Origin of the sequence: Streptomyces candidus (genome assembly GCF_014207445.1) — a bacterium.
Classification (GTDB): Bacteria; Actinomycetota; Actinomycetes; order Streptomycetales; family Streptomycetaceae; genus Streptomyces; species Streptomyces candidus.
The window spans coordinates 90,023-102,722 of sequence record NZ_JACHEM010000001.1; the positions used below are offsets into that span (position 1 = coordinate 90,023).

Genomic DNA, 12,700 nt, shown 5'->3' on the forward strand with positions numbered 1-12,700 from the left:
CCCGCACCGGATCGTCCGCTGCCTACGGCTTCGCCGTGCCCGTCGGCGAGGCCGTGCCCGTCGGGGTCTGCGTCGGCGTGGTGGGCGTCGTCGTCGGGGGCGGGGTGGTCGGCTTCGCCGTGACCGTCAGCTCGACGTTGAGCACGACGCCGTCCGCGACGATGCGCAGGACGTACGTACCGGGGGCGTCGTCCGCGTACAGCTCCGGCAGCGTCAGCGTGCCGTCCGTTCCCGTGGTGAGCGCGCCCAGCGTGCGGACCGCCGTGCCGTCCTCCGCCTTGAAGTACGGGCCCTTGGCGCCCACGATCACGGCGGACACCCTGGCCCCGGCGAGCGCCCTGCCGTCGGTGGTGGCCTTCACCTCGACCGCGGTGGCGAACGCGGTCCCGGCCTCTGCCTCGACCTCGGTGTCGGAAGTACGGACCAACGTGTCGGCCTTCGGCGCCGGGGCGGGCCTGGCCGTGACCGACGCCCAGAACTCGGCGGCCGGGGCGCCGGGCGCCGTGGCCCGGATCACGAACGACCCGGCCCTGTCGCCCGCCGCGAGGACGGGCGCGGTCGCGAGGCCGTCCTTGCCGGTGGTGACGGTGGTGCGCAGCGCGTTGCCCGGGAAGCGGGCTTCGGTGGCACCGACGACCGTGAAGACGACCCTGACTCCCGCCACTGGCTTGCCCGTCGCGGACAGCGCACGCACGGCCGGACGGGCGGCGAACCTTCCGCCGGCGACCGCGGTGGGCTTCTGCCCGCCGGCCACGACCAGCCGGGCCGCCCCGGCCGGGGTGGTGGGCGTGGTGGGCATGGTCGTGGGAGGCGTGGCGGGCGGGGAGGTCGGCGGGGTCGGGGTGGGCTTGCCGCCGGATGCGGGCGGCGTGGTGGTTCCCGGGGCCGGCGGCGAGGTGGGGGTGCTGGTGCCGGGCTTCGTGCCCTGGCCCGCACTGCCGGTGCCGACGGGGGTCCCGCGGTGGCTGTCGGGTTCCGGGGTGACGGGCAGGACACCGGTGCCGTCCGGGACCTCGTGGGTGCCGCGGTTGTAGTAGTCGAACCAGGACAGGACGGTCCGCAGGTACTCCCGCGAGCGGTTGTAGCTGAGTATCGCCCTGTCGCGGTCCTCGGGATTCGTCATGTCCCGGGAGCCCGCGCAGAGGTAGTGCCCGGCGGCGAGCGCCGCGTCGTAGATGTTGTTGGGGTCCTTGCGGCCGTCGCCGTTGCCGTCCTTGCCGTTGCGGGCCCAGGTCGAGGGGATGAACTGCATCGGGCCGACCGCCCGGTCGTACGCGGTGTCCCCGTCGAACTCGCCGTCGTCGGTGTCCGGGATGTTGGCGAAGCCGATGCCGTTGAGGACCGGGCCGCGGATCGAACCGGTGGAGTCGCCCTGGGCGTCGACCTGGCCGCCGCGTGCGTGTCCGGACTCCACCTTGCCGATGGCGGCGAGGAGTTGCCACGGCAGGCGGCAGGAGGGGTCGGCCGCCTCGACAGCCGCCTGCGCCTTCTTGTACGCGTCCAGGACGGTGACCGGAAGGCCTGCTTCCGCCTCGCCCGCCGGGGTGGTGGCACCGGTGCCGGGCGCGCCTGTGCTCGTCCCGGGCCTGGGGGTGGTCAGCGGCGGAAGGTCGGTGTAGTACGGGGAGTTGCCGGACGCCGCGGACTCGGGCGCGGGCTGCGCGCCGGCCGCCTGCCCGCTGTACGGGCTCGCCGGAGCCCCGGGAGCCTGTGACGCGGACAGAGCGGCCACGGCTATCGCCGCGACCGCAGTCGTGGTCGCCCCCTTGCGCAACCGGCGACCGAACTGTGCTGCCATACGAGTGGTCCCTCCCCATCGACGGCGGTACGCGCTCCCCAGCGCGACGACCCACGTGACACTACGACAACTCACGGCCCCGTATAACCGGCTCCTGAGCGCTTTTCACCACTTCGACACCTTCGCATCTCCGCGCATACTTGACGCCATGATCGACAGCAGTCGAACGAGCAGCAGACTGCAACACCTGTCCACCTGGGGGCGTACGTGCCGTTCACACTCAGTCATGCGGCGGCCGTGCTGCCCGGAATCCGCCGTGACGGCACCGGCCGCGGCCCGCTGCTGCCCTCGGCGCTGGTCGCCGGTTCCTTCGCCCCGGACCTGACGTACTACGCCGCCTCCGGTGTCCCCGGCGGCATGGACTTCGGCAGCCTCACTCACTCGCTGCTGGGCATCCTCACCGTGGACGTGCTGTGCGCGGCGGGGCTGGTGTGGCTGTGGGTGCTGGTGCGGGCGCCGTTGGTCGCGCTGCTGCCACGCCGGCGGCAAGGGAGGGTGTACGGGTTGCTGCGCGGGGCCCGGTGGGGGGCCGTGTCGCCCGCCCTGGCGGGGAAGTTCGTGCTCTCGGCCGTCATCGGCGCGCTCACCCACGTCACCTGGGACCTCTTCACGCACCCGGGACGGCTCGGCATGGAACTCTTTCCGGCCCTCGGGGCGGTGTACGCGGGACTGCCGCTCTACACCTACGCCCAGTACGGATCGTCCGCGCTGGCAGCTTTCGGGCTCGGCTGGTTCGTGCTCACGGCGCTGCGGCGGCAGCCCGCCGACGGCTCCACCACCGCGGTGCCGCTGCTGACCGCACGGCAGCGGGCGGCCGGCGGGGCCCTGCTCGTGGGATGCGCGGTGCTCGGTGCGGTTCTCCGGTGCGTGCGCTGGGCCGCGCACCAGAGCGTCCCGCTGCGGCCCTTCGACTACGTGCCGACGATCTGCTTCGGCGCAGGCGCGGGACTGCTGGTGGGCCTGCTGCTGTACGCGGCACTGGTCGGCCGGTGGCGGCGGGCCGCACTCCGGGAGGCGGCACCCCGCGACGACGTGGCGCGGGCCAGCCCCCGTACCCGATCGCACTGATCGCGCACCGCGGCGGGCCCCATCGGCGGCCGGGGCGAACCCCGGCCGCCGCACCCTCCGCGGGTCCGCGAGCGGGTCAGTGCGCGGCGGACTCCCAGTCCGCGCCGACACCCACCGACACGTCCAGCGGCGCCCGCAGCTGCACGGCTCCCGCCATCTCGCGGCGGACGATCTCCTCGACCTGCTTCCGCTCGCCCTTCGCGATCTCCAGCACGATTTCGTCGTGCACCTGGAGCAGCATCCGCGAGGTGAGCCCTGCTCTCTCCAGTGCCGCGTCCACGTTCAGCATCGCGACCTTCACGATGTCGGCGGCGGTGCCCTGGATGGGGGCGTTGAGCGCCATCCGCTCGGCCATCTCACGGCGCTGACGGTTGTCGCTGTTGAGGTCGGGGAGGTAGCGGCGGCGGCCGAGCATGGTCTCGGTGTAGCCCGTGGCGCGGGCCTCCTCGACGGCGCGCTGGAGATAGTCCTGCACCCCGCCGAACCGCTCGAAGAACGTGTTCATCAGACCTCGGGCCTCCCCCGCGTCGATGTTCAGCTGCTGCGAGAGGCCGAACGCCGACAGCCCGTACGCCAGTCCGTACGACATCGCCTTGATCTTGCGGCGCATCTCCGGGTCGACCGCCTCGCGCGCCACCCCGAACACCTGGGAGGCCACCGTGGTGTGCAGGTCCTCACCGGACTTGAACGCCTCGATCAGCCCGGCGTCCTCCGACAGGTGCGCCATCACCCGCAGTTCGATCTGGCTGTAGTCCGCCGTCATCAGGCACTCGTAGCCCTCACCGACGACGAAGCCGCGCCGGATCGCCCGGCCCTCGTCGGTACGCACCGGGATGTTCTGCAGGTTGGGCTCGGTGGACGACAGCCGTCCGGTCGCCGCCACCGTCTGGTTGAAGGTGGTGTGGATACGGCCGTCCGCGGCGATCGTCTTGATCAGGCCCTCGACGGTGACCCGCAGCTTCGCCTGCTCCCGGTGGCGCAGCATGATCACCGGCAGCTCGTGCTCGGTCTGCGCCGCCAGCCACGCCAGCGCGTCCGCGTCCGTCGTGTAGCCGGTCTTGGTCTTCTTCGTCCTGGGAAGCGCCAGCTCGCCGAAGAGGATCTCCTGGAGCTGCTTGGGCGAGCCCAGGTTGAACTCGCGTCCCGCCGCGTCGTGCGCCTCGCCCACGGCCTGCTGCACCGAAGCCGCGAACTGCCCTTCCATCGCCTCCAGATGAGCCCGGTCGGCGGCGATGCCGTGCCGCTCCAGACGGGCCAGCAGGATCGAGGTCGGCAGCTCCACGTCGTGCAGCAGCTCTGCCGCGCCCACCTCCTTGAGCTTTTCCGTGAACGCCTCGCCCAGGTCGAGGATCGTGCGCGCCTGCCCCATCAGGGCGTCGGCCTCGGCCCGCTCGTCCTCCTCGGAACCGAACGCCAACTGGCCCTCCGCGGCGCCGGCAGGCGCCAGCTCACGGCCCAGGTACTCCACCGACAGGGCGTCCAGCGCGAACGACCGGCGCCCCGGCTTGACCAGGTACGCCGCGAGCGCGGTGTCCATGCTGACCCCGGCCAGCCGCCAGCCGTGCTCGGGCAGAACCCGCATCACACCCTTGGCGTTGTGCAGGACCTTGGGACTGTCCGCGCCGGCGAACCAGGCGGCGACGGCCTTCTCGTCGGCCTCGTCGAGCTGGGCCGGGTCGAACCAGGCGGCGGCCCCGTCCGCGGCGGCCAACGCGATCTCGGTGACGCCACCGGTGCCCAGCGACCACGTGTCGACGGTGGCGACGCCGAGCGGCTGCGCGCCGTGCTCCGCCAGCCACGGGGCCACCTCGCCCGTGCCGAGCACCGTGCCGTCGAGCTGGAGACCTGCGGCCGGAGCGGCGGTCTCCTCCTCGGCGGCCCCCGGGTCCACGGCGTACAGACGCTCGCGCAGCGACGGGTTGCGGATCTCCAGAACGTCCAGGACACCGGCCACCGCCTCGCGGTCGTACGGCGCGCGCAGCAGGTCGGCCGGGCCCTTGGGCAGCTCCACGTCCCGCACCATCTCGGTGAGCTTGCGGTTCATCTTCACCGCGTCCAGGTGGTCGCGGAAGTTCTGCCCGGCGACACCCTTGACCTCCGCGGCACGCGCCACCAGCTCCGCGAACGAACCGAACTCGTTGATCCACTTCGCGGCGGTCTTCTCGCCGACCTTCGGAATGCCCGGAAGGTTGTCGGACGGGTCGCCGCGCAGCGCCGCGAAGTCCGGGTACTGCTGCGGCGTCAACCCGTACTTCTCCTCGACCTTCTCCGGAGTGAACCGGGTCAGCTCGGAGACGCCCTTCGTCGGGTACAGCACGGTGACGTGCTCCGTGATCAGCTGGAACGAGTCACGGTCGCCCGTCACGATCAGCACGTCGAAACCGGCCGCCTCGGCCTGCGTGGCGAGTGTCGCGATGACGTCGTCCGCCTCGAACCCGTCGATGGCGAACCGGTCCACGTGCATCGCGTCGAGGAGCTCGCCGATCAGCTCGACCTGCCCCTTGAACTCGTCGGGCGTCTTCGAGCGGTTCGCCTTGTACTCCGGGAACTCCTCGGACCGCCAGGTCTTGCGGGACACGTCGAACGCCACCGCGAAGTGCGTCGGCGCCTCGTCACGCAACGTGTTCGCCAGCATCGAGGCGAACCCGTAGATGGCGTTCGTCGGCTGGCCGCTCGCGGTCGTGAAGTTCTCCGCGGGCAGCGCGAAGAACGCCCGGTACGCCAGGGAGTGCCCGTCCATGAGGAGCAGGCGGGGTCGGCTCCGCTGCTCGGCTGCGGGGAGGTCTGCGGTCTTCTTCGCTGCTGTCTTTGCCACGCCCCCGATCCTAGGCGGCGCCACCGACAATCCCACCCGCGCACCGGTCGAGCCCCGCCCCTCGGGCACCGGCTGTCAGTGCTCCGTGACAGGATCGAATACGTACCGCACGCAGTCGCCACACCCACCGCTCGAAGGGGAGCGCCATGGCAGCGAAGCCGCCCGCAGGGGACCCGGTCCAGGACGCGCCGCAGGTCGCCTCCCCCCAGCACGCCGCCGCCGGGCTGGCCGCCGTCGCGCACAGCCTGCGCTTCGCCCAGCAGCAGATGGGCACGGTCCGCACAGCCCGCACCCTCCGCAAGGTCAACCAGAAGGACGGCTTCGACTGCCCCGGCTGCGCCTGGCCCGAGGAGGACAGGCGGCACACGGCGGAGTTCTGCGAGAACGGCGTGAAGGCCGTCGCCGAGGAAGCCACCGTACGCCGCGTCACCCCCGCGTTCTTCGCCGCGCACCCGGTCTCCGACCTCGCAGGACGCAGCGGTTACTGGCTGGGGCAGCAGGGCCGCCTCACCGAACCCATGCACCTGGCGGAGGGCTCGGACACGTACGAGCCGGTGAGCTGGGAGTACGCCTTCGACCTCGTCGGACGCAAGCTGGCGGCCCTCGACTCGCCGGACGAGGCCGTCTTCTACACCTCGGGGCGCACCAGCAACGAGGCCGCCTTCCTCCTGCAGCTGTTCGCCCGGGAATTCGGCACGAACAACCTCCCTGATTGCTCCAACATGTGCCACGAGTCCTCGGGGTCCGCCCTCACCGAGACCCTCGGCATCGGCAAGGGCAGCGTCTCCCTCGAAGACCTCCACCAGGCCGACCTGATCATCGTCGCCGGACAGAACCCCGGCACGAACCACCCGCGCATGCTGACCGCCCTGGAGAAGGCCAAGCACGCCGGTGCGAAGATCATCTCGGTGAACCCGCTGCCCGAAGCGGGACTGGAGCGGTTCAAGAACCCGCAGACCCCGCAGGGCATGCTCGGAGGAACCGCGCTCACCGACCTCTTCCTCCAGATCCGCCTCGGCGGTGACCAGGCCCTCTTCCGCCTCCTCAACAAACTCCTCCTGGAGACGGAAGGCGCCGTCGACGAACCCTTCGTACGTGAGCACACCCATGGCTACGAGGAGTTCGCGACCGCCGCGAAAGCCGCCGACTGGGACGAGACACTGACCGCCACCGGTCTGGAGCGCGCCGACATCGAACGCGCCCTGCGCATGGTGCTCGCCGCCGAGCGGATCGTCGTCTGCTGGGCGATGGGGCTGACCCAGCACAAGCACTCCGTACCGACCATCCGCGAGGTCGTCAACTTCCTCCTGCTGCGCGGCAACATCGGCCGCGCCGGTGCCGGCGTGTGCCCGGTGCGCGGGCACTCCAACGTCCAGGGCGACCGCACCATGGGCATCTTCGAACGCCCCGCACCGGCCTTCCTCGACGCCCTCGACAAGGAATTCGGCATCACCTCGCCCAGGCACCACGGATACGACGTGGTGCGCGCCATCCAGGCACTGCGCGACGGCGACGCCAAGGTGTTCTTCGCGATGGGCGGCAACTTCGTCGCCGCCACCCCCGACACCCACGTCACCGAGGCCGCCATGCGCAAGGCGCGCCTCACCGTCCACGTCTCGACCAAACTCAACCGCTCGCACGTCGTCACCGGCACCCGCGCCCTGATCCTGCCCACCCTGGGCCGCACCGACAAGGACGTGCAGCAGAGCGGCAAGCAGTTCGTCACGGTCGAGGACTCCATGAGCATGGTCCACGCCTCCCGCGGCAACCTGCCGCCCGCGAGCAAACACCTGCTGTCCGAACCCGCCATCGTCGCCCGCATGGCCCGCGCCACCCTCGGCGCCGCGTCCCGCACCCCCTGGGAGGACTTCGAGCGGGACTACGCGGCCATCCGCGACCGGATCTCCCGCGTCGTCCCCGGCTTCGAGGACTTCAACGCCCGCGCCGCCCGGCCCGGCGGCTTCACCCTCCCGCACGGACCGCGCGACGAGCGACGCTTCCCCACCGCCACCGGCAAGGCCCACTTCACCGCCGCCCCCGTCGAATACCCGCGACTGCCCGCCGGACGGCTGCTGTTGCAGACCCTGCGCTCCCACGACCAGTACAACACCACCATCTACGGCCTCGACGACCGCTACCGCGGCATCAAGGACGGCCGCCGCGTCGTCCTCGTCAACCCGCAGGACGCGGCCGAACTCGGCCTCCCGGACGGCTCGTACACCGACCTGGTCAGCGAGTGGAAGGACGGCGTCGAACGGCGCGCCCCCGGTTTCCGCGTCGTCCACTACCCGACCGCCCGCGGCTGCGCCGCCGCCTACTACCCGGAGACCAACGTCCTGGTCCCGCTCGACGCGACCGCCGACACCAGCAACACCCCCGCCAGCAAGTCCGTCGTCGTCCGTCTGGAACAATCACCGACCGTCTGAGCGTTCGCTTAGGAAACCGACGGTCGTGTCCATCGAACGGAGCCTGTCCCATGGGTGAGCAGTCCACCGCGAAGTTCCCGCAGGAGGTACTCGACGAGTACGCCGCCCTCGGCGTCGACCTGCCCGCGCTCTTCTCCGCAGGTCACCTCGGCACCCGCATGGGCGTCGAGATCGTCGAGGCGTCCGCCGACCGCGTCGTGGGCACCATGCCCGTGGAGGGCAACACCCAGCCGTACGGACTCCTGCACGGCGGCGCCTCCGCCGTGCTCGCCGAAACCCTCGGCTCGGTGGGCGCCATGCTGCACGGCGGCAGCACGAAGATCGCCGTCGGCGTCGACCTCAACTGCACCCATCACCGGGGCGCCCGCAGCGGACTGGTGACCGGCGTCGCCACCCCCGTCCACCGCGGACGCTCCACCGCCACCTACGAGGTCGTCATCACCGACGACCAGGACAAGCGGGTCTGCACGGCCCGCCTGACCTGCATGCTCCGCGAGATGGACCCGGGCGCCGCCACCGCCGCCGTCAAGGGCTGACCGGCAGCGTCACACTGCTCACCCCGGCCCGGACCGACATCGTCGTCCCGGCCGGGTAACGCAACGTGTAGTCGTAGTCCGTCGAGATCAGCACCACACCCAGACGGTGCCCCTTCTTGAAGACGTACTCCTGCGGCTCCATGTCCCACCTCAGCCCGTACTCACGGCCCTCCACCACCTTGTCCTGGCGGGAGAGGGAGTTGCGGTTGCGGACGTCCAGCCACCCCCGCGACACGATCTTGAAGTCCGCGTTCTCCGTACGGTGTCTGCTGCGGTACGCACACCCGGTGTCGCCCGGAACGCCCTGTCCGTAGCAGACGGCCGGCTGCGAGGTGTCGGCCACCGTGCCCGCCGTCGCCCGGGTGTCCTTCCCGTAGTCCACCAGCAGCGCCGTCACATACGGCGAGGTCCCCCGCAACGACGCCCGCACCGACAGCCGCGGCACCCCGTTGATCCGCAGGTCCCTGCCCAGCGCCCCCGTCGTGTACGCGAGCCGGTTCGGGTTCGCTGCGTCCGGCGCCGCCACCAGGTCCTCGGCCCGCACCGTGCGGCCCGCGTCCGTCAGCGATTGCCTGACGGGCAGCCCCGGCAACGCCGACAGCCCGTCCCTGTTCAGCCGCAGCGTGTGCGCGCGCGTCCCCGGGGCCGGCCACTCCGCCTGCCGCTTCCAGCTGAAGTCGGCCTGCTCCACGTCCACCTTCGGCTCGTCCAGGGCGCCGTTCCTCAGCCCGTACAGCCAGAAGTCGAACCACTGATGGGTCTGCCGCAGCCACTCCTCCATGCGCAGCGGCATCGGGTTGCTGTGCCCCGCCTGGTGCAGCCACATCTTGCGCGGCACACCGTGCTTCTTCAGCGCCTCCCACAACTGGACCGACTGCTTGGGCTTCACGTTCCAGTCGTTGAAGCCGTGCACGACGAAGACACCGGCCCTGATCCGCCGCACGTCCGGCAGGTAGTCCCGCTCCCGCCAGAACGGGCCGTAGTCGCCGGTCACCCGGTCCTGCCGCGCGGTCAGCGCGTCGTGCACCGGCGCACACACCTCGGGACGGGCACGGCTGTTGACACCCTTGGCGAGGATGTCGGTGTCCTCGCCCTGATAGCCGCCCGGCGCGACGACCCCGCCGCCGGCCCGGTAGTAGTCGTACCAGGAGGAGATCCCCGAGATCGGCACGATCGCCTTCAGCCCCTTGACACCGGTCGAGGCGACGGCGGTCGGCAGGGTCCCGTTGTACGAGATGCCCATCATCGCCGAGTCACCCGTCGACCAGGTGGCGCCGACCGGCTTCCCCTCCAGGTCCCAGCCCCTCGCACGCCCGGCCAGCCAGTCCACGGCGGCCTTCGCGCCGAGCGTCTCGTTGCGCCCGCCGGAGGTGGCGCAGCCGGTCGCGGCCCCCGAACCCAGGCTGTCGACCTGGGCGACCGCGTAACCGCGCGGCAGGTAGTAGTTGTCGTAGTACCCGCTGTACGTCACCGGGCCGGCCGCCGCCAGGGACGGCTGCCGGGCGTCCGCGCGCAGCCACTTGCCGGCGGGCAGCCCGTCGCCGTCCAGGTCGACGTTGTGGAAGGGGACGTCGGGGCCGCCGCCCCAGTACGGGCTGGCCTCGATGATCGTGGCGACCTTCAGCCCGGCGTCGGTCTCCCTGGGCCGCAGGATGCGCATCCGGATCATGTCGCGCTGCCCGTCGTGGTCGCTGTCCACCTCGGTCTCGATGTCGACCTGCTGATGGAGGGCGTCGGCGCGGGAGAACACCGGCTGCGTCGCATTGCCGACGATCTTCAGCGCCGGTTTCGGTTCCTCCGCCGCCCGTGCGGCGGCAGGGGTGGGCAGCGCGGCAAGGAGCGAAGCGGCCAGCGCCGCCATGCCCCACTTCCGTACGGTGTGAACCGTACGCACCGTTCTCTCGGACGTTCCGTTCGATCCCGCCATCGTGCCGGCCTCCAGAGGGGCGCAGAAATGTGACGACCACGCGCTGAGCGCGCACACATTGCACCGCGTCCACCCCGGACGCACCAGAGGGCGAAGCCCCTTCCCCGCGCCACACCCGTTCCGCGGGGCGGGCCGGAGCGACCCGCGGGCGACTGCATGAAGGCGAGCCTTCCCACACCCGGAACACCATCGCCCTCGCCGTCATGGCGGCGAGCGAGGAACGCGAGCGGGCAGACGGAGCGGCAGTCGAGGAACTCCTCACCGCACGCACGAAGCGCGCCCCCGCACCAAGCGGTACCGCACCGGGACGCCGAGCGACACCCCCTGGCACTGACCCGAGGCGGCCCGCACGCCCGGCCCCCACGCGCCGGCCCGAGGCACAAGCCCGGATGAACGGGTCCGTATGCACGAGCACCGACGCCCGCCACCGTCGCCGGATCCGCCGGACAGTGACCGTTTACCGGGTTTTGCCGTCCGGATGCCGCGAGAAAGTTACACAGCGTCACACTCGGGAAAAACGGAACGCCTTCTTCCAGCATGCCGAGAAGACCGCAGGAGAACCCTCCTGCACAACTTGTCCGCATAGCGGACTGACAGCACCATGAACCCTTCAAGCCCCTTAACTGCGCTGGCATCTCTCGGTATTCGAGACTCCGGAGCCCCGGAGAAGGGCCCGAAAAACCCCGCGCACGCCCCCCACCCATGGCCACGGCATAACAAGAGCGTCACATCCTGCGCACGCCGCTCCCAGCCACCCCCACCTGCGCTTAGAGTCACGGCCAGTCACCGCGCCGCCGGGCGCGTCGCCACAGCACCGCATTCAGCGCCACCCGAGTACGGCCCGGCGATCGACACGGCTCCTCACGCGGAGGAAGCCGCGCCAGGGAAAGGACCCCTTCGTGCGACACCGTTCTTTGCTCATACTCACCACAGTGCTCACCACCGGAGCACTGACGCTCACCGCTTGCGGTTCCCGCGACGACAAGGGCGGCGGCGGCGACAAGGGCGACAGCAAGACCAAGGTCGTCATCGGTGTCGACTCCCCCACCAGCGGCGACCTCTCCGCACTGGGCCTCGGTATCCGCAACTCCGCCGACCTCGCTGCCAAGACGGCCAACAAGAACAACACCGTTCCCGGCGTCGAATTCGTCACCCAGCCCCTCGACGACCAGGCCCAGCCCAACGTCGGCCAGCAGAACGCCGCCAAGTTCATCAGCGACAAGAAGGTCATCGGCGTCGTCGGCCCGCTGAACTCCAGCATCGCCCAGGTGATGCAGAAGCCCTTCACCGACGCCAAACTCACCCAGGTCTCCCCGGCCAACACCGGGACCGAACTGACCCAGGGCCCCAACTGGAAGGCCGGCGACAAGAAGCGCCCCTTCGCCGCCTACTTCCGCACCGCCACCACCGACCAGGTGCAGGGCGCCTTCGCCGCGAAGTACCTCTACACCACCAAGAAGATCGACAAGGTCTACTTGATGGACGACCAGAAGACCTACGGCGCCGGCCTCGCCGCCTCCTTCAAGGAGCAGTTCACCAAGCTCGGCGGCAAGATCGTCGGTGAGGACCACGTCGTCCCCGAAGAGCGCGACTTCAACGCCATCGTCACCAAGGTCAAGAACTCCGGCGCGAAGGCCCTCTACTACGGCGGCGAGTACCCCGCCGCCGGCCCCCTCAGCCAGCAGCTCAAGGACGCCATCAAGATCCCCCTCATGGGCGGCGACGGCATCTACAGCGCCGACTTCCTCACGCTCAACAAGAAGGCCGAGGGCGACCTCGCCACCTCCGTCGGCAAGCCCGTCGAGCAGCTCGACTCCGCCAAGAAGTTCATCGACGACTACAAGGCAGCCGGCTACAAAGAGGACTACGAGGCCTACGGCGGCGGCACCTACGACGCCACCTGGGCAATCATCGAAGCCGTGAAGATCGCCGTCGCCGACAACGGCGGCAAGGTCCCCGCCGACCTGCGCCCCAAGGTCCTCGACGCCATGTCCAAGGTCAAGTTCGACGGCGTCACCGGCCCCGTCTCGTTCGACGAGTACGGCGACACCACGAACACCATGATGACCGCCTACCAGGTCGAGAACGGCAAGTGGGCAGCGAAGTTCAGCGAGGCGTACAAGCCGTAAC

At 70.7% G+C, this 12,700-nt stretch carries 7 protein-coding genes; 4 read left to right on the forward strand and 3 right to left on the reverse strand.

Annotation, left to right across the window (positions count from 1 at the left end):
* Positions 1-22 precede the first annotated feature (22 nt).
* Positions 23-1,798: a lytic transglycosylase domain-containing protein gene (locus HNQ79_RS00385; RefSeq protein ID WP_185025546.1), complete on the reverse strand. Its 1,776-nt coding sequence runs from the start codon at positions 1,796-1,798 to the stop codon at positions 23-25.
* A gap of 207 nt (positions 1,799-2,005) precedes the next feature.
* Between HNQ79_RS00385 and HNQ79_RS00390 the strand changes: the two genes are divergently transcribed.
* Entirely contained in the window at positions 2,006-2,866 is an 861-nt protein-coding gene (locus tag HNQ79_RS00390; RefSeq protein ID WP_185025548.1) for a DUF4184 family protein, read from the forward strand.
* 76 nt (positions 2,867-2,942) lie between these two features.
* Here HNQ79_RS00390 and polA read toward each other — a convergent pair whose 3' ends face one another.
* Positions 2,943-5,681, reverse strand: coding sequence for a DNA polymerase I (gene polA, locus HNQ79_RS00395; RefSeq protein WP_185025550.1), 2,739 nt, complete (start codon positions 5,679-5,681; stop codon positions 2,943-2,945).
* A 146-nt stretch (positions 5,682-5,827) separates the two neighbouring features.
* Between polA and HNQ79_RS00400 the strand changes: the two genes are divergently transcribed.
* Together HNQ79_RS00400 and HNQ79_RS00405 are read left to right on the forward strand one after the other, a co-directional pair.
* On the forward strand, positions 5,828-8,107 hold the full coding sequence (locus HNQ79_RS00400) for an FdhF/YdeP family oxidoreductase (RefSeq protein ID WP_185025552.1): 2,280 nt from the start codon (positions 5,828-5,830) through the stop codon (positions 8,105-8,107).
* 50 nt (positions 8,108-8,157) lie between these two features.
* The gene (locus tag HNQ79_RS00405; RefSeq protein WP_185025556.1) at positions 8,158-8,643 is read left to right on the forward strand and encodes a PaaI family thioesterase; all 486 of its coding nucleotides are present in this window, start codon (positions 8,158-8,160) and stop codon (positions 8,641-8,643) included.
* Here HNQ79_RS00405 and HNQ79_RS00410 read toward each other — a convergent pair.
* Positions 8,633-10,504 (reverse strand): Xaa-Pro dipeptidyl-peptidase, encoded by a 1,872-nt coding sequence (locus HNQ79_RS00410; RefSeq protein ID WP_260421461.1) that lies wholly within the window; start codon positions 10,502-10,504, stop codon positions 8,633-8,635. The genes HNQ79_RS00405 and HNQ79_RS00410 overlap by 11 nt on opposite strands.
* Before the next feature lie 980 nt (positions 10,505-11,484).
* On the opposite strand from HNQ79_RS00410, the gene HNQ79_RS00415 reads away from it, so the two are divergent.
* On the forward strand, positions 11,485-12,699 hold the full coding sequence (locus HNQ79_RS00415) for a branched-chain amino acid ABC transporter substrate-binding protein (protein WP_185026500.1): 1,215 nt from the start codon (positions 11,485-11,487) through the stop codon (positions 12,697-12,699).
* Position 12,700 lies beyond the last annotated feature (1 nt).